Raw genomic sequence first — 15,106 nt, 5'->3', positions numbered from 1 at the left:
CATATGATGGTTCCATCTGCTTTGCACTAGGCTGAAGCAGATGGAACCAACGTGCCTTGGCGAGTGCTGTTAACCCCGACCGATCAACTTGCGGGCCATGCCATCCGCAACCGTTGCCGGATCGCGCCCGCTCGCCACACTTTCGCTCCAGATCGCTTCAAGGCGGTCAGGAATACCCTCGATCCGCGAACGCACCACGTCGGCATCGCCGTCCTGGAGATACTCGGTCGAGACGTTGATGATCCCGCCGGCATTTATGACGTAATCGGGAGCGTAGAGGATGCCGCGCGCCATCAGCGCCGGACCATGCTCGGGCCGCGCCAACTGGTTGTTGGCGCCGCCGGCAACAATCGGGGCGCGCAAGGCGGCAATGCTCTGGTCTTCGAGGATTGCGCCCAGCGCATTGGGGCTGATTACGTCGGCTTCGGTGGCGAGAATGGTGGCCGGATCGCCGACCTGCCCGCCGACTTCCTGCGCAAGCGCTGCGGCCTTGGCCGCATCGACGTCGGCGATGGTGAGACGGGCGCCTTCCTGCGCCGCACGGCGAGCCACACCGCTGGCGACGCTGCCGGCGCCCTGCATCGCGATGTGCAGACCGTTGAGGCTATCCTTGCCGAGCGCGCGGCGAACCGCGGCCTTGATCCCGAGGAAGACGCCAAGCGAGGTGTGCGGACCCGGATCACCGCCGACCGCGCCTTCCGCCACCGGAAGCCCGGCAACGTGACGCGTCTCGCGGCGCACCGCCTGCATGTCCGCGACCCCGATGCCGACGTCTTCGGCCGTGACATATCGACCGCCGAGCATCTCCACCGCGCGACCAAAGGCGGCCAGCATGGCGGGAGTCTTGGTGCGATTGTCGTCGGCGAGGATCACCGCCTTGCCGCCGCCCAGCGGAAGCCCCGCCATCGCGTTCTTGTAGCTCATGCCGCGCGACAGACGCAAAGCGTCGGTCAACGCGTCCTCGCCCCTCGCATAATGCCAGAAACGGCTTCCGCCCGCCGCCGGCCCGAGATGGGTGCTGTGCATCGCGATGATCGCGCGCAATCCGCTGGTGGGATCGGATACATGGGTCACGGCCTCGTGCCCGTCGAAATCGGGCAGGCTCCACAGATCGGTCATGTGCGGGGGTCTAATCCGGATCGCTGAAAGGAAGGATGATGGGGCGATCGACGGGACTTGAACCCGCGACCCTCGGTACCACAAACCGATGCTCTAACCAACTGAGCTACGATCGCCACAACTGCACAGACCGTGTCGAATACGGCTTGGCACAGCGCGTCAGCCCCTTAAGGGGGGTGTCGCCGTGATGCAAGCCAAGTCCAGTGAGTTGATGCGTAACCACCTGCCGAACGCGACACTTCTGAAGTTCGGTTATCCCAAAACACTGATTCAGGAAGGCTGTCACTGGGCGGTGCTGGTTCGCCCCGCTCAACCGACGCTTGGCAGCCTGGTGCTCTGCTCCTTGAGTGGCGAGACCAGCTATGGCGACCTTCCTCCCGCCGCCTTTGCCGAGCAGGGAGAACTGATTGCCCGCATGGAGCGCGTGCTTCGCCGCTTCAGCCGTTACGAGCGGATCAACCATCTCATGCTGATGATGGTCGATCCCCACGTGCACTTCCACGTCCTGCCCCGCTATTCCGGCGCGCGGCGGTTCGAAACGACCGAATTCGAGGACAAGGGTTGGCCTGGCCTTCCCGATCTTTCTTCCACTCATCCCGTTTCTGAGGCGCTTATCGAAGCGCTTCGCGACTCCTGGCGCTCGGCCGCCAATGAAGAAGGTAATTTATAACCTGTGTTAATTCACTTGCACCCGCTCGCCTACGCTCCGATATCTCTCATGGCAGGGAGCGAAAGGTGACGACGATGAGCAAGCGCTCGAGGGCGGCCGCCGGTGAGAAGGTCGGGCTCCGTGACGCCCTGGTGAGAGCCGGGCTCGAGCCTCACCTGGCGACCCTGCTGGACGAAATGCCGAGCAAGTCGGTAGAGGTCGATCCGCGCCGGCCCTTCCGCGAGGCGGGGGTCGACCGCAACGAGGTCTTCTTTGTCGAAAGCGGTATCCTCGCCAAATATAAGGGCGATGGCGCCGGCCGCCGCCAGATCATCGCACTGCGCTTTGCCGGCGACGGGATTCTGCCGGGCGAACGCGTCGCCGACTATGGTATCCAAGCGATCGTGCGCAGCCGCGTCCTTGTCGGGCAGCAGCGCGACTTCGATCCGATCGTTGACGCCAATCCCGAACTCGCGCGCTTTTTCTGGAAGCTGACGCAGCGTCATGCCGATATCGGATATGAGTGGCTGCTCAATTGCGGCCGCCGCGATTCAACCGCGCGGGTGGTTCACTTGCTGTGCGAACTGGCGGAACGCAGCGGGGTCGATCCCGACCAGCGCCGCCTGATGAACCCCTTCACCCAGCAGCAGATCGCCGACATCACCGGCCAGACCAGCGTCAACGTCAACCGCGTGTTCGCCGATCTCGAGCGGCAGGGACTGATCCGGCGCGAGGGCCGTGACATTCTGCTCGAGGATTGGGACGAACTTCGCCGGGTGGCGAGCTTCAGCGCAAACTATCTGCACTAGAGCGCGCTGGGCACTGCATTTGGAGAGGAGGCGTGGTGGGCGCGGCAGGGATTGAACCTGCGACCCCACCCGTGTGAAGGGTGTGCTCTACCACTGAGCTACGCGCCCACGCCTTGGGTGAGAGGGGCGGTTAGCGAACCGCCCCACCCCTGTCCAGCGTGATTACTGCACCGCTTCCTTGAGAAGCTTTCCAGCGCGAAATTTGGGCTGAGCCGTGCTATCGATCTGCAGCGGCTCGCCGGTACGCGGATTGCGGCCGACCGATGCTTTGCGGCGGGTCACCACGAAATTGCCGAAGCCGACCAGCCGGACCTCGTCGCCGCGGCGAAGCGCGTCGGTAATCACCTCGAGCATCGTTTCCACGGCGCGCGCCGCGTCCATCCGGTTCAATCCGGCGCGGTCGGCGATCTGCCCGATAAGGTCCTGCTTGTTCATTCAATCCTTCCCATCGCCCGCAGGCACTTCGCCAGCAGGAACAACTACATGTGCTTCGGCTCAGTGCCGCTTTCGTGACAGTTTCTCTAGTGGCGAAGCGCCGAAGAGGCCTGTCCCTGCGTCGGCGTGACGGGTTCGGCGGCATGTTCGTCCGCTTCCGTCCACTCGATCGGCTCCAGTTTGGCGCTGAGCGCCCGGACAAGCACCTCGTCGACATGGGCCACCGGCACGATGGTCAGCCCTTCGCGGATGTTGGCGGGAAGCTCGGCGAGGTCTTTCTCATTCTCCTGCGGGATCAGCACGGTCGTGATCCCGCCGCGAATTGCCGCGAGCAGCTTTTCCTTAAGTCCGCCAATCGGAAGCACCCGGCCGCGCAGCGTTACCTCGCCGGTCATCGCAACATCACGGCGGACCGGAACGCCGGTCAGGGTCGAGATGAGTGCCGTCACCATGCCGATGCCGGCCGACGGGCCATCCTTGGGCACCGCGCCTTCGGGCAAGTGAACGTGGACATCCTTCTTGCCGAATACGCTCGGCTTGACGCCATAGGCCGGGCTGCGCGCCTTGACGAAGCTCCAGGCGGCCTGGACGCTTTCGCTCATCACTTCGCCGACCTTGCCGGTGGTCTTGATCTGGCCCTTGCCGGGCACCGTCACGGCCTCGATCGTCAGCAGTTCGCCGCCCACCTCCGTCCAGGCGAGTCCGGTGACAGCGCCGATCTGGTCCTCGTCTTCGCTGACGCCGAAGCGGTAGCGCTTCACACCGAGGAAGTCGTTGAGGTTGTCGGCGGTGACCGTCACCCTCTCGTCCTTGCCTTCGAGGATGCGGCGCAGCGCCTTGCGCGCGATCTTGGCGAGTTCGCGTTCCAGCGTGCGGACGCCGGCTTCCCGCGTGTAATAACGCAGCACCGCGCGCAGGCCGTCATCGGCGATCGTCAGCTCGCCGTCCTTCAGCCCATGCGCTTCGAGCTGCTTGGGAATGAGATGGCGGTTGGCGATCTCGACCTTTTCGTCCTCGGTGTAGCCCTCGAGGCGGATGATCTCCATGCGATCGAGCAAGGGCTGCGGCATGTCGAGACTGTTCGCCGTGGTGACGAACATGATGTCGGAAAGGTCGTAATCGAGCTCCAGATAATGGTCCTGGAACTTGCTGTTCTGCTCGGGGTCGAGAACCTCCAGCAGCGCCGCCGCGGGGTCACCACGGAAGTCCTGGCCTAGCTTGTCGATCTCGTCGAGCAGGAACAGCGGATTGGACGTGCCGGCCTTCTTGAGATTGGACACGATCTTGCCGGGCAGCGAGCCGATGTAGGTGCGGCGGTGACCGCGGATCTCGGCCTCGTCGCGCACGCCGCCGAGGCTTTGGCGCACGAATTCGCGTCCGCACGCCTTCGCGATCGAGCGGCCTAGCGAGGTTTTGCCGACGCCGGGCGGGCCGACGAGGCACAGGATGGGGCCTTTCAGCTTGTTGGTACGCGCCTGGACCGCGAGATATTCGACGATCCGGTCCTTGACCTTCTCAAGCCCGTAATGGTCGTCGTCGAGCACCTTTTCGGCGACCACGATGTCCTTGTTGAGCTTGCTCTTCTTGCCCCACGGCAGGCCGAGCAGCACGTCGAGATAATTGCGCGCCACGGTCGCCTCGGCGCTCATCGGCGCCATCGCCTTCAGCTTCTTCAGCTCGGCATTGGCCCGGTTGCGGGCTTCCTTGCTGAGACGCGTCTTGCGGATCTTGGCGGCGAGCTCGGCCAGCTCGTCGCCGCCATCCTCGCTCTCATTGCCAAGCTCGCGCTGGATCGCCTTCAGCTGCTCGTTCAAGTAATATTCGCGCTGGGTCTTCTCCATCTGCCGCTTAACGCGGCTGCGGATCTTCTTCTCGACCTGCAGGACGCCAAGCTCGCCTTCCATGAAGGCGAACACCATCTCCAGCCGGCGAGCGGGATTGAGTTCGCCGAGTAGCGCCTGCTTGTCGGCGACCTTGACCGACAGGTTGGAAGCGACCGCATCGGCGAGCACCGACGGCTCCTCGATTTCGGCCAGCTGGACGCCGGTTTCGGCCGGAAGACGCTTGTTGAGCTTGGCATAATTGTCGAATTGCTCAAGCACCGAGCGCATCAGCGCCTGCGCTTCGGGGCCTTCAGCGGCTTCCTCGTCGACTTCCTCGATCTCCGCGGTGAGATGCCCTTCCTCGTTGGACAGGCTGAGCAGCCGGGCGCGCTTCACCCCTTCCACCAGCACGCGAACCGTACCGTCAGGCAGCTTCAGCAGCTGCATCGCCGTGGCGATCACGCCGAGATCGTAAAGCGCGTCCCTGTCGGGATCATCTTCCGACGGATCGAGCTGCGCCACGAGGAAAATCTGCTTGTCCTCGCCCATCGCCGCCTCGAGCGCGGCAACCGACTTTTCGCGCCCGACGAACAGGGGAACAATCCGTTTGGGAAAGACAACAATGTCGCGAAGGGGAAGAATGGGCAGAGAGAGGGTCAACGTTCAAGCTCCTTGGAGCCGCCAAACGCCGCGGCTCGCTTCCCCGCACATATGGGACGGGCTGCCGGGCTAATCAATCAAGCCCGGAACCGGGGCGTTACCTTGGCCTTTCCGATATGACCTTCGGGCAAGGAGTGGCGAACACCATGCAGGACAGCGAGAAGATCAGCACCGGACCGAACGAATCGCCCAAGAACGAGACCATCGCAGGCACCGGCCCCGGTATACCGGACGAAGCGGCGACAGCGGGTCACGACATGCCGGAGCCGCCAAGCGACGAGGAAGTGCGCCGCATCGCCGAAAAGCTGGGTGCACCCGTTCCGATGTAATCCCGGTGGTGAGCGGCGGTCAGACGTTGACGCCGCTCACCATCAGCAGCGCCGGTCCCAGGTTCTGAAGAGCGTGGACCAGCATCGGCAGGGCGAAGGCCGCCCCGAGGCTGCGTTTGCGCCAGATGAGGAAGACGATCGAGAAGATCAGGAACGGCCACCAGATCACCAGCCCCCAGGCGGGCGCCTCCAGCGAATGGGCGAGTCCCCATCCCGCCGAGCTGAGCAGCACCGCCGGGAGGAAGCCGAAGAACCGCTCAAGTACCAGCAGGACCGCGCCCATGATCAGCGTCTCCAGCACGGGCGCGAATACGACCAGCAGGAACAGCAGCAATCCCGAATTCACCTCCGGGAATTCCGGGCCTGAATTCGGCACCAGGTGGCTAGCGATCGCCGACAGCAGAAGAGATGGGAAGAAAGTGCAGGCCCAGGCGAGCGCAACGTAACGCGCCGGGTGCCTCGGTTCGAACAAGGCTCGCGGCAGGAAGGCGAGCGGCCGCGGCCGCTGCTCGGCAGGCGTGTCGCTCACTCGTCAGCCCTGCCGGGGTGGACGCGGTCCACGCGGGCCTCTCGCTGGTCCGCCGGCAGGGCGGTCGCCACGAGGGCTACGTGGGCCATCCGAACGCGGCCCACGCGGGCCATCGCCACGCGGACCGCGCGCAGGACCACGTGTCGGCCGATCGACCCCGCGACCGACTACCTCGCCTTGCCGCGGCGCCGGACGTGCCGGCCCGGCATCACGCGGCGCGACAGAATAGCCTTCCTTGAGCAGCCCGGCAAAGGCCGCGCGGGTGCTGGCAGCGATCGCGTCCTGCAGTTCCTTGGGCAGGTCGGCCATGGTGACGTTGCCGTGGATCGCCTGCACTTGCCGCAGCAAGTTGTTGGGAAGATTGCCGCTCGCGCTCTTCAGCGCGGCAATGGCATCGAGGACGGCTGAGAAGATCAGCGATTGCATGACGTCTTGGGCGGCGCGGGGCATTGCCGGGAAACTCCGGAGAAGTGGACTAAGGTTCCGAGCCCGCTTAAGTCGCCCGTGATGCTTCGGCAATTCCACAAGATGCATGGGCTCGGAAACGACTTCGTCATCCTCGACGCGCGCGACGAGCCGCTGGAGATGAGCGAGGCGCTTGCCCGGCACATCGCTGATCGGCGCGAAGGCGTCGGCTGCGACCAGCTGATCCTGCTGGAGCCGAGCGATCAGGCCGACGTAAAGATACGCATTTTCAATGCCGACGGGAGCGAGGTGCAGAGCTGCGGCAATGCCACCCGCTGCGTGGTGAAGCTGACTGGCGCGGCCACTATCCATACCGCCGGCGGGATGCTCAGCGGTTCTGCCGATGGCGACGAGGTCGAGGTCACCCTGGTCGAGCCGCGGTTCGAGTGGGACGCCATCCCCCTCGCCTATCCGCTGCCGACGGACCCCATGCCAATGGGATGGGAGAACCTCGACCGGCCGCAAGCGATCAATGTCGGCAACCCGCATGTTGTGTTCTTCGTCGACGACCTGGAAGACGCCGACATCGAAGGGCTTGGGCCAGGGATCGAGACCGACCCGGTGTTCCCAGAGCGCATTAACGTCAATGTCGCCAGCGTAGTAGATGGCGTCGTTCACCTGCGCACGTTCGAGCGCGGAGCCGGACTTACCCGCGCTTGCGGAACGGGCGCCTGCGCCACCGCCATCGCCGCCATCCGTGCGCGCCTTGTCACCTCGCCGGCGAGGGTCCACATGGCGGGCGGCGATCTCTCGATCGTCTGGCAGCCCGGAGAGCCGGTGCGCATGCGCGGCTCCGCCACCCACGTCTTCAAGGGCTTTATCGACCTTCCATGAGCTGGCTCGACAAACTTACTGGCGGCTTCCGCAAAACCGCCGATCGTCTTGGCGACAATATCGGCGGGCTCGGCACCGGTGCCAAGGCGGCGCTCGACACGGCGACGCTGGACGACATCGAGGAAGCGCTCATCGCGTCGGACATCGGTCCAGAAGCTTCCAAGCGCATCCGCAATGCCATTGCCGCGAGGCGGTTCGAGCAGCTCGACGAACGCGGCCTGCGCACCATTCTCGCCGAGGAGATGGAAGCGATCCTCGCCCCCGTCGCCAAGCCGCTCGACATCTGGGGCTTCCCCCGCCCGCACGTGATTCTGGTCATCGGCGTCAACGGCTCGGGCAAGACCACCACCATCGGCAAGCTCGGCTCCTGGCTCAAGGAGCAGGATTATGGCGTCATCCTGGCGGCCGGCGACACCTTCCGCGCAGCCGCGATCGAGCAATTGCGCATCTGGGGGAAACGGATCGACGCGCCGGTCATCAGCGGCAAGGAAGGCGGTGATGCGGCCGGGATCGTGTTCGACGGCGTCAAACAGGCGACGGAGACCGGCATCGACTGCCTGATCGTCGACACCGCTGGGCGGCTGCAGAACAAGACGCACCTAATGGACGAATTGTCCAAGGTCCGGCGGGTTCTCGGGCGGCTGAACCCCGAAAGCCCGCACGACGTCATTCTTGTGCTCGATGCGACGACGGGGCAGAATGCACTCAACCAGATCGAGGTATTCCGCGACCTCGCCGGGGTCACCGGGCTGGTCATGACCAAGCTCGACGGTACAGCGCGCGGCGGCGTGCTGGTGGCGGCTGCGGAGCGGTTCAAGCTGCCGATCCACGCCATCGGTGTCGGTGAAGGCGTCAACGACCTGCGACCCTTCAACCCGCGCGCCGTTGCCCGCGCCATCGCCGGGCTGACGCTATGAGCGCGAAATCGCAGGAACCCGCGGGCGCCTCCAAGCTGCTGATCGACTTCGGTCCGCTGATCATCTTCTTCCTGGTCAACGCGCTGGCCCCGGTACCCGCGCTCGCCAAGATCTTCGTCGCTACCGGCGCCTTCATGATCGCGATGGTGGCCGCCGTCATCTATTCCGCCATCCGCTATCGCAGCGTCTCGCCCTTGCTATGGTTCAGCGGCGTGATGGTGGTGGTCCTCGGCGGCGTCACTCTGTGGCTCCACGACGAGACCTTCATCAAGCTGAAGCCCACCATCTACTATCTCTTTGTCGCTGCGCTGCTTGGTTTCGGCCTGTGGCAGGACAAACCGCTGCTCAAGATGGTGCTCGGCAGCGCCTATCCCGGCCTCGACGAAGAAGGCTGGCGCAAGCTGACGCGTAACTGGGCGGTGTTCTTCGTCGTAATGGCCGCCGTCAACGAAGCGGTCTGGCGCAACAGCAGCACTGACTTCTGGGTCGGCTTCAAGCTGTGGGGTGCTATTCCCCTCACCTTCCTGTTTGCCGCCGCCAACGTGCCCATGCTGCTTCGCCACGGCCTCACCGCCGAGGAAGCCAAGCCCCAGGAACCCGGACCCGTCGAATGACTGCGCCTGCCCTCTCCATCCGTGGCCTGCGCAAGGCCTATGCCAGCGGCACCGAGGCGCTGAAGAGCGTCGATCTCGACATCCGGTCGGGCGAGATCTTCGCGCTGCTCGGCCCCAATGGCGCAGGCAAGACCACGCTGATCTCGATCGTCTGCGGTCTTGTCCGCGCGACCGATGGCGAAGTGCTGGTCGAAGGCGCGCATTGGCGGCGCGACTACAAGGCGGCGCGGCGGCGGATCGGACTGGTGCCGCAGGAAATGAATATCGACGTGTTCGAGCCGGTCTGGAACACCGTCGCCTTCAGCCGCGAACTGTTCGGCTTGCCCCGCAACGACGCGCATATCGAACAGGTGCTGCGCGACCTCACCCTGTGGGACAAGCGCAAGAACATCCTGAAAGATCTGTCGGGCGGCATGAAGCGCCGCGTGATGATTGCCAAGGCGCTCGCCCACGAACCCGACATCCTGTTCCTCGACGAACCCACCGCCGGTGTCGACGTCGAGCTGCGCAAGGAAATGTGGGCGATGGTCCGCCAGCTGCGCGAGCGCGGCGTCACCATCATCCTGACGACCCACTACATCGAAGAAGCCGAGGAGATGGCCGACCGGGTCGGCGTCATCAACAAGGGTGAATTGATCCTCGTGGAGGACAAGGCCGAGCTAATGAAGAAGCTCGGCCGCAAGACGCTGCACCTGCAGCTCGCCGAGCCGCTGCCCCAGGTGCCGGCAGCGCTTGCCGACTGGAAGCCGCAGCTGTCGGACGACGGCCTGACGCTGACCTACGACTTCGACCGTCATGCCGAGCGAACCGGCATCCCCTCGCTGCTGGCTGCCATGCGCGACGCGGGGATCGCCTTCAAGGATCTCGACACCAAGCAATCCAGCCTGGAGGACATCTTCGTCGGGCTGATCCATGGAGGCGCCAAGTGAACGTCCGCGGCGTCCTCGCCATCTACAAGTTCGAAATGCATCGCTTCCGCCGCACCTTGTGGACGGGAATGGCGGTGCCGGTGATCACCACCTGCCTGTATTTCATCGTCTTCGGCTCAGCGATCGGAAGCCGGATGACCGAGATCAACGGCATTCCCTACGGCGCCTTCATTGTGCCCGGGCTGATGATGCTGAGCCTGTTCACCGAAAGCATCTTCAACGCGAGCTTCGGCATCCACATGCCGCGCTTCACCGGGACCATCTACGAGATCCTGTCGGCGCCGCTCTCGGCGGTAGAGACGGTGATCGGATACGTCGGCGCGGCGGCGACCAAGGCGACCCTGGTGGCGCTGGTGATCTTCGCCACCGCACACTTGTTCGTGCCCGTGCGGGTTGAGCATCCGATCGCCGCCCTCGCCTTCCTGATCCTGGTCGCAGTGACCTTCTGCCTGTTCGGCTTCATCATCGGGGTGTGGGCCAAGGGGTTCGAGCAACTGCAGGTGATCCCGCTGCTGGTCGTCACGCCACTGACCTTCCTCGGCGGCGCCTTCTATTCGATCGACATGCTGGCCGAGCCGTGGCGGACGATCACCCTGTTCAATCCTGTCGTCTATCTGATCAACGGCTTCCGCTGGTGTTTCTTCGGCACCGCGGACGTGAGCTTCGGGCTGGCGCTGGGCGCGACGCTGGCGTTCGCCGCGACCTGCCTGCTCGGCATCTTCTGGATCTTCCGGACCGGTTACCGGCTGAAAGCGTGAGGGCCCCGGCTCACCGCCGAGGCCCCCTGAAAGACTAGCTTACTTGGCCGAAGCGAGATGCTCGGCCGCCTTGTCCCAGTTCACCACGTCCCACCACGCCTTCAGATAATCGGCGCGGCGGTTGTTGTAGGTGAGGTAATAAGCGTGTTCCCACACGTCGTTGCCGAGGATCGGCGTGCCCTTGACCTCAGCGACGTCCATCAAAGGATTGTCCTGGTTCGGGGTTGAGGTGACGACCAGCCCCTGTCCCGGCACGGCGACCAGCCATGCCCAACCCGAACCGAACTGACCGGCGCCGGCGGCGTTGAACTTTTCCTTCAAGCCATCGAGCGAGCCGAAGGCGCTGTCGATTGCCTGCGCCAGTTCGCCCGACGGACCCTGCCCGCCAGCCGGCGCCATGATCTCCCAGAAAAAACTGTGGTTCCAGTGGCCGCCGCCGTTGTTGCGAACGACCTTTGAGCCGCTGCCGGCATTGGCGACCAGCTCTTCCAGGCTCTTGCCCTGCAGCGAGGCATCACCCTCGACGGCCTTGTTGAGGTTATCGACATAGGTCTGGTGATGCTTGTCGTGGTGCAGCTTCATCGTCGCCGCATCGATGGTCGGCTCGAGCGCCGCATAGTCATACGGCAAGGGGGCGACGGAAAAGGCCATGATCGAGCTCCTAGGGCTGGTAAGACGATACCGGCCATGTGGTCAGCGGCCAGTGACCTGTCAACGCAAGGAGGCTCAGGCGGGTTCGCTGTCCATCAGCTTATGCCGCTTCAACGCGTGGCGGAGCTGGTCGTAGCTGAGGCTCAGCGCCGCCGCCGTCGCGCGCTGGTTGAAGCGATTGGCTTTCAGCGCCTGCTCAAGGATCGCGCGTCCATAGGAATGCACCGCTGCGCGGAAGTCATTCGTCTCGATGCCAGGCGCCGCGGCTGCCGGAACGTTGTCGCCGGGGTCGAATTCTGCCGCTGGAGCACCCACGGCCGCCGCACTCGCCGCCACCGCTGGTGCGCCGAGTGACCAGGGCGAGGCGAAGGGATCGAATTGAATGGCGCTGATCGGTGTTTCCGGGCTGTCCCACCGATAGACCGCCCGCTCGACCACGTTGCGAAGCTCGCGCACGTTACCGGGCCAACCATAGGTTTCCAGCGCGATCATCGCCGTCTTCGAGAAGCCAGGCCAGCCGCCCCACTCCAGCTCGGACGCCATCCGCCGCCCGAAATGCTCGGCCAGAAGCGACACATCGCCCTGTCGCAGCCGCAGCGGAGGCAGCGTGACGACCTCGAAGCTCAGCCGGTCGAGAAGATCGGCGCGAAACTTGCCCTCGTCGGTCAGGCGCGGCAGATGTTCGTTGGTGGCAGCGACGATGCGGACGTCGACCTTGACCGGACGGCTGGCGCCGATGCGCGTCACCTCGCCATATTCGACGGCGCGCAGGAGACGATCCTGCGCCGGGCTCGACAGGGTCGCCAGTTCGTCGAGGAATAGAGTGCCGCCATCGGCTTCCTCGAAGCGGCCCTTGCGGGTCTTGGCGGCGCCGGTGAACGCGCCTGCCTCATGCCCGAACAATTCAGCTTCTATCAGATTTTCCGGCAGCGCCGCGCAATTCATGGTGACCAGCGGCCCGGCCCAGCGGCCCGACAGGTGGTGCAGACGCTCGGCGATAAGTTCCTTGCCGGTACCGCGTTCGCCGATCACCAGCACCGGACGGTTGAGCGGCGCAGCACGGCTCGCCCGCTCGACCGCGTCGAGGAACGGCAGGCTCTGGCCAATGAAATTCTGGGTCCGTGCCACGAGGCAGAGTTGGTGTGATTTTCCAAGGCTTGGCAAGTTTTTTCCGACCAACCGTCAAGCGCTTACAAGTGAAAACCCGCCGTTCTCGTCTTTCCATGGTTTTGGCACGGCTCATGCATAGTTGGTGTCACAGACAGGGCCCCACTCTCGTGAGGTACGATTAGAATGAGCATTTTTTCCCGCACCCGGGACATCATGGCCGCCAATTTCACCGAGCTTCTCGATCGGGCGGAAGATCCCTCGCGCATGATCCGCATGATCATTCTCGAGATGGAAGAAACGCTGGTTGAGGTTCGCGCGTCCGCAGCCCGCAGCATTGCCGACGCCAAGGAAATGCGCCGCGCCATGGTTCGTCTCGAAGGACTGACCGACAGCTGGACCGAAAAGGCCGAACTCGCCCTTTCCAAAGGCCGCGAGGACCTCGCCAAGCAGGCTCTGATCGAGCGTCAAAAGGCGGCCGACATGGCCAAGAGCCTAGAGGACGAAGTTGCTGTGATCGACGGCACGCTCAAGACCTATGAGGCGGATATCGCCAAGCTCCAGGGCAAGTTGCGTGAAGCTCGCGCCCGCCAGAACTCGATCTCCACGCGCATCGAAACCGCGGTGACCAGCGCCAAGGCGCGCGAAATGCTGAACGGTAGCCGCACCCAGGATGCCTTCAGCCGTTTCGAACTGCTGGAGCGCCGCGCCGACTTCGCGGAAGGACGCGCCGAGGCGCTTGGCATGACGGGGCCCAAGAGCCTCGAAGAAGAAATCGCCGACCTGCGCGCCGAAGAGCAGGTCGACAAGGAACTGGAAGCGCTGAAAGCGCGCCTCGCGAATAAAGGGGAATAAGGGTGGATGATCTCATCTGGGGGTTGGTGGTTATCGGCATCGTAGTCGGCCTGCCATGGCTGATTATGCATTACGTGACTCGCTGGAAGACGGCCGCGACGCTGACCGGCGGCGACGAGCGCCTTCTGGAAGAATTGCACGACCTTGCCCGCCGGCTCGACGATCGGATGTGCTCGATTGAGCGGATCATGACCGCCGAGAATCCCAACTGGCGCCAACAGTGCGCGCCCGAGCAGCAGGCGCTGAGCGACAGTTCGAGCCGCGGCCTCGACATGGATCTCGACGCCGAGTTCGCGCGCCTGGCCGAGCGCAGCCGCATGCGGGAGGTCCGCTAAGATGGCGACGCAGCCGCCGACCCGCACCCGCTTTTACAAGGACAAGCGCAACGGCAAGGTAATGGGCGTTTGCGCCGGCATCGCCGACTATACCGGGCTCGACGTTACCATAATACGCATCGCCACCGTGGCTGGCGTCTTAATCACCGGCTTCATTCTCCTGCTCTACTTTATCATCGGCATGATCGCCGAAGACCGCCCGCGCGAGCTCAGCAACGACACGCCCGAGGACAAGCGTTTCTGGCAGCAGGTCCGCTCCTCGCCGACCCGCACCGCGCGCGAAATCCGGTCGAGCATGAAGGCGATCGACCGCCGCCTGGCCGATGTCGAAAGCTACGTCCTTACCAACAACCGCAGCCTCGCCCGCGAGATCGAAGAGCTGCGCTAACCTCTTCAACGCTTAAACGGAGTGCCGCCATGGCCGTGGTCGATGAAACCGCCTTTGTGATGCTGATTACCGGGCTGTGGGCCTTGGCCGCTTACGCCCTTTACCTTCGGGTGTTTGTGGTTCGCCGCCTCCGCCGCCGGGTCGATCAGCTGGTCGATCAACGCCTGGCCGCCACTCCGGTCCAGCCACCTGCCCTTGCCGACGGCGCTGAAGGCGAGAAGATCAATCGCCGCCTGGCCGTTCTGGAGCGCATCGTCACCGATGGCGGCCTCCACACCGCTGCCCAGATCGAAGCCCTTCGCGACCGCGAACCCGAACTTACCCGCTAATCTTCGCTTCAAGGATCCCGTTCCATGTCGCCACTCATGATCCCTATCATCGGCATGATGATCCCGATCATCGCCATTCTCGCCAAGGTCTACATGCGCACCATGGAGATGAAGGATCGGCAGATCTCCGCGGTCGGCGAAAAGACTGCCGAGAAAGCGGCTCAATATGCCACCCGCATCGCCGAACTCGAACAGCGCGTCCGGGTGCTGGAGCGGATCGCGACCGATGCCGGCATCCAGACCGCTGCCCAGATCGAAGCGCTGCGCGATAGCCCGGTCAGCTTCGAGACGATGCGGGAGAAGGTGCAGTGAACCCCTTTGAGTTCGTCCTTGTCCTGATGGGGCTCATTTTTCTGTATCAGATCGTGAAGCACAAGATGGGCATCCGCACCGACGAGAATGGCGAGGTCTTGCCGCCGCCGCAGGGCAGTGCCGAAGCCCGCCAGCTGCGGAACGAGGTCCGTCAGCTGAAGGAACGCATCCAAGTGCTCGAGCGGATCACGGTCGAGAAAGAAAACAGCCTTGCGCGCGAGATCGAGGATCTTCGCAACCGCTGACCTTTCGCGCCTGC

The 15,106-nt window shown here is 64.1% G+C and carries 21 protein-coding genes and 2 tRNA genes; 14 read left to right on the top strand and 9 right to left on the bottom strand.

Going from position 1 to position 15,106, the window contains the following annotated elements; all coding sequences use genetic code 11:
* Window positions 1-69: 69 nt before the first annotated feature.
* Both ACP69Z_RS09825 and ACP69Z_RS09820 read right to left on the bottom strand, forming a co-directional pair.
* Complete coding sequence (locus ACP69Z_RS09825; RefSeq protein WP_426267311.1) at window positions 70-1,119, bottom strand: Glu/Leu/Phe/Val family dehydrogenase; 1,050 nt, start codon at window positions 1,117-1,119, stop codon at window positions 70-72.
* A gap of 39 nt (window positions 1,120-1,158) precedes the next feature.
* Window positions 1,159-1,235 (bottom strand) — tRNA-His (locus tag ACP69Z_RS09820).
* 71 nt (window positions 1,236-1,306) lie between these two features.
* Here ACP69Z_RS09820 and ACP69Z_RS09815 point away from each other — a divergent pair.
* The gene (locus ACP69Z_RS09815) at window positions 1,307-1,789 is read left to right on the top strand and encodes an HIT family protein (RefSeq protein WP_426268081.1); all 483 of its coding nucleotides are present in this window, start codon (window positions 1,307-1,309) and stop codon (window positions 1,787-1,789) included.
* Window positions 1,790-1,863: 74 nt separating this feature from the next.
* Entirely contained in the window at window positions 1,864-2,577 is a 714-nt protein-coding gene (locus ACP69Z_RS09810) for a Crp/Fnr family transcriptional regulator (protein WP_426267310.1), read from the top strand.
* Between the two features lie 33 nt (window positions 2,578-2,610).
* Here ACP69Z_RS09810 and ACP69Z_RS09805 read toward each other — a convergent pair.
* The 3 genes from ACP69Z_RS09805 to lon form a co-directional block, all read right to left on the bottom strand.
* Window positions 2,611-2,685, bottom strand: a tRNA-Val gene (locus ACP69Z_RS09805).
* Window positions 2,686-2,739: 54 nt separating this feature from the next.
* Entirely contained in the window at window positions 2,740-3,012 is a 273-nt protein-coding gene (locus tag ACP69Z_RS09800; protein ID WP_338504377.1) for an HU family DNA-binding protein, read from the bottom strand.
* A gap of 86 nt (window positions 3,013-3,098) precedes the next feature.
* Complete coding sequence (gene lon, locus ACP69Z_RS09795; RefSeq protein ID WP_426267309.1) at window positions 3,099-5,495, bottom strand: endopeptidase La; 2,397 nt, start codon at window positions 5,493-5,495, stop codon at window positions 3,099-3,101.
* 146 nt (window positions 5,496-5,641) lie between these two features.
* On the opposite strand from lon, the gene ACP69Z_RS09790 reads away from it, so the two are divergent.
* On the top strand, window positions 5,642-5,824 hold the full coding sequence (locus ACP69Z_RS09790) for a hypothetical protein (RefSeq protein ID WP_426267308.1): 183 nt from the start codon (window positions 5,642-5,644) through the stop codon (window positions 5,822-5,824).
* A gap of 19 nt (window positions 5,825-5,843) precedes the next feature.
* Here the strand turns inward: ACP69Z_RS09790 and ACP69Z_RS09785 are convergent, their stop codons facing one another.
* Both ACP69Z_RS09785 and ACP69Z_RS09780 read right to left on the bottom strand, forming a co-directional pair.
* Entirely contained in the window at window positions 5,844-6,353 is a 510-nt protein-coding gene (locus tag ACP69Z_RS09785) for a CPBP family glutamic-type intramembrane protease (protein ID WP_426267307.1), read from the bottom strand.
* 3 nt (window positions 6,354-6,356) lie between these two features.
* Window positions 6,357-6,803 (bottom strand): hypothetical protein, encoded by a 447-nt coding sequence (locus ACP69Z_RS09780; RefSeq protein ID WP_426267306.1) that lies wholly within the window; start codon window positions 6,801-6,803, stop codon window positions 6,357-6,359.
* Window positions 6,804-6,860: 57 nt separating this feature from the next.
* On the opposite strand from ACP69Z_RS09780, the gene dapF reads away from it, so the two are divergent.
* The 5 genes from dapF to ACP69Z_RS09755 are packed head-to-tail and all read left to right on the top strand — an operon-like array spanning window position 6,861 to window position 10,870.
* Window positions 6,861-7,652, top strand: a complete 792-nt coding sequence (gene dapF / locus ACP69Z_RS09775; protein WP_426267305.1) for a diaminopimelate epimerase — start codon at window positions 6,861-6,863, stop codon at window positions 7,650-7,652.
* Window positions 7,649-8,569, top strand: a complete 921-nt coding sequence (gene ftsY, locus ACP69Z_RS09770; RefSeq protein ID WP_426267304.1) for a signal recognition particle-docking protein FtsY — start codon at window positions 7,649-7,651, stop codon at window positions 8,567-8,569. Before dapF ends, ftsY begins: the two co-directional genes overlap by 4 nt.
* Complete coding sequence (locus ACP69Z_RS09765) at window positions 8,566-9,183, top strand: septation protein A (protein ID WP_426267303.1); 618 nt, start codon at window positions 8,566-8,568, stop codon at window positions 9,181-9,183. Before ftsY ends, ACP69Z_RS09765 begins: the two co-directional genes overlap by 4 nt.
* Window positions 9,180-10,112: an ABC transporter ATP-binding protein gene (locus ACP69Z_RS09760; RefSeq protein WP_426267302.1), complete on the top strand. Its 933-nt coding sequence runs from the start codon at window positions 9,180-9,182 to the stop codon at window positions 10,110-10,112. Before ACP69Z_RS09765 ends, ACP69Z_RS09760 begins: the two co-directional genes overlap by 4 nt.
* On the top strand, window positions 10,109-10,870 hold the full coding sequence (locus ACP69Z_RS09755; protein WP_426267301.1) for an ABC transporter permease: 762 nt from the start codon (window positions 10,109-10,111) through the stop codon (window positions 10,868-10,870). The genes ACP69Z_RS09760 and ACP69Z_RS09755 overlap by 4 nt, the downstream gene beginning before the upstream one ends.
* Window positions 10,871-10,909: 39 nt before the next feature.
* Here ACP69Z_RS09755 and ACP69Z_RS09750 read toward each other — a convergent pair whose 3' ends face one another.
* Window positions 10,910-11,521: a superoxide dismutase gene (locus tag ACP69Z_RS09750; RefSeq protein ID WP_426267300.1), complete on the bottom strand. Its 612-nt coding sequence runs from the start codon at window positions 11,519-11,521 to the stop codon at window positions 10,910-10,912.
* A gap of 75 nt (window positions 11,522-11,596) precedes the next feature.
* Window positions 11,597-12,649 (bottom strand): phage shock protein operon transcriptional activator, encoded by a 1,053-nt coding sequence (gene pspF, locus ACP69Z_RS09745; protein ID WP_426267299.1) that lies wholly within the window; start codon window positions 12,647-12,649, stop codon window positions 11,597-11,599.
* 165 nt (window positions 12,650-12,814) lie between these two features.
* Here pspF and pspA point away from each other — a divergent pair, with 165 nt between their 5' ends.
* From pspA to ACP69Z_RS09715, 6 genes are read left to right on the top strand one after another with little or no spacing between them, the layout of a single operon-like run.
* Window positions 12,815-13,483: a phage shock protein PspA gene (gene pspA / locus ACP69Z_RS09740; RefSeq protein WP_426267298.1), complete on the top strand. Its 669-nt coding sequence runs from the start codon at window positions 12,815-12,817 to the stop codon at window positions 13,481-13,483.
* A 2-nt stretch (window positions 13,484-13,485) separates the two neighbouring features.
* Window positions 13,486-13,818 carry an envelope stress response membrane protein PspB gene (gene pspB / locus ACP69Z_RS09735; RefSeq protein ID WP_426267297.1) on the top strand — a complete coding sequence of 111 codons (333 nt, stop codon included), beginning with the start codon at window positions 13,486-13,488 and terminating at the stop codon, window positions 13,816-13,818.
* 1 nt (window position 13,819) lies between these two features.
* The gene (gene pspC / locus ACP69Z_RS09730) at window positions 13,820-14,206 is read left to right on the top strand and encodes an envelope stress response membrane protein PspC (RefSeq protein WP_426267296.1); all 387 of its coding nucleotides are present in this window, start codon (window positions 13,820-13,822) and stop codon (window positions 14,204-14,206) included.
* A gap of 29 nt (window positions 14,207-14,235) precedes the next feature.
* On the top strand, window positions 14,236-14,535 hold the full coding sequence (locus ACP69Z_RS09725) for a hypothetical protein (RefSeq protein ID WP_426267295.1): 300 nt from the start codon (window positions 14,236-14,238) through the stop codon (window positions 14,533-14,535).
* A 24-nt stretch (window positions 14,536-14,559) separates the two neighbouring features.
* Window positions 14,560-14,847: a hypothetical protein gene (locus tag ACP69Z_RS09720; RefSeq protein WP_426267294.1), complete on the top strand. Its 288-nt coding sequence runs from the start codon at window positions 14,560-14,562 to the stop codon at window positions 14,845-14,847.
* 26 nt (window positions 14,848-14,873) lie between these two features.
* Window positions 14,874-15,092 (top strand): hypothetical protein, encoded by a 219-nt coding sequence (locus tag ACP69Z_RS09715; RefSeq protein ID WP_426267293.1) that lies wholly within the window; start codon window positions 14,874-14,876, stop codon window positions 15,090-15,092.
* Window positions 15,093-15,106: the final 14 nt, after the last annotated feature.

Source organism: Sphingomonas sp. LHG3443-2 (assembly GCF_049896405.1).
GTDB lineage: Bacteria > Pseudomonadota > Alphaproteobacteria > Sphingomonadales > Sphingomonadaceae > Sphingomicrobium.
This window is presented reverse-complemented; position numbering and strand designations above follow the sequence as displayed.

Excerpts from the sequence above, each read along its gene's own strand:
- pspA (WP_426267298.1), top strand. The coding sequence starts at position 12,815 with ATGAGCATTTTTTCCCGCACCCGGGACATCATGGCCGCCAATTTCACC.
- ACP69Z_RS09715 (WP_426267293.1), top strand. The coding sequence starts at position 14,874 with ATGGGGCTCATTTTTCTGTATCAGATCGTGAAGCACAAGATGGGCATC.
- ACP69Z_RS09825 (WP_426267311.1), bottom strand. The coding sequence starts at position 1,119 with ATGACCGATCTGTGGAGCCTGCCCGATTTCGACGGGCACGAGGCCGTG.
- ACP69Z_RS09780 (WP_426267306.1), bottom strand. The coding sequence starts at position 6,803 with ATGCCCCGCGCCGCCCAAGACGTCATGCAATCGCTGATCTTCTCAGCC.
- ACP69Z_RS09750 (WP_426267300.1), bottom strand. The coding sequence starts at position 11,521 with ATGGCCTTTTCCGTCGCCCCCTTGCCGTATGACTATGCGGCGCTCGAG.
- dapF (WP_426267305.1), top strand. The coding sequence starts at position 6,861 with ATGCTTCGGCAATTCCACAAGATGCATGGGCTCGGAAACGACTTCGTC.
- ACP69Z_RS09800 (WP_338504377.1), bottom strand. The coding sequence starts at position 3,012 with ATGAACAAGCAGGACCTTATCGGGCAGATCGCCGACCGCGCCGGATTG.
- pspC (WP_426267296.1), top strand. The coding sequence starts at position 13,820 with ATGGCGACGCAGCCGCCGACCCGCACCCGCTTTTACAAGGACAAGCGC.
- ftsY (WP_426267304.1), top strand. The coding sequence starts at position 7,649 with ATGAGCTGGCTCGACAAACTTACTGGCGGCTTCCGCAAAACCGCCGAT.
- ACP69Z_RS09815 (WP_426268081.1), top strand. The coding sequence starts at position 1,307 with ATGCAAGCCAAGTCCAGTGAGTTGATGCGTAACCACCTGCCGAACGCG.
- ACP69Z_RS09760 (WP_426267302.1), top strand. The coding sequence starts at position 9,180 with ATGACTGCGCCTGCCCTCTCCATCCGTGGCCTGCGCAAGGCCTATGCC.
- ACP69Z_RS09790 (WP_426267308.1), top strand. The coding sequence starts at position 5,642 with ATGCAGGACAGCGAGAAGATCAGCACCGGACCGAACGAATCGCCCAAG.
- ACP69Z_RS09765 (WP_426267303.1), top strand. The coding sequence starts at position 8,566 with ATGAGCGCGAAATCGCAGGAACCCGCGGGCGCCTCCAAGCTGCTGATC.
- ACP69Z_RS09725 (WP_426267295.1), top strand. The coding sequence starts at position 14,236 with ATGGCCGTGGTCGATGAAACCGCCTTTGTGATGCTGATTACCGGGCTG.
- ACP69Z_RS09810 (WP_426267310.1), top strand. The coding sequence starts at position 1,864 with ATGAGCAAGCGCTCGAGGGCGGCCGCCGGTGAGAAGGTCGGGCTCCGT.
- ACP69Z_RS09720 (WP_426267294.1), top strand. The coding sequence starts at position 14,560 with ATGTCGCCACTCATGATCCCTATCATCGGCATGATGATCCCGATCATC.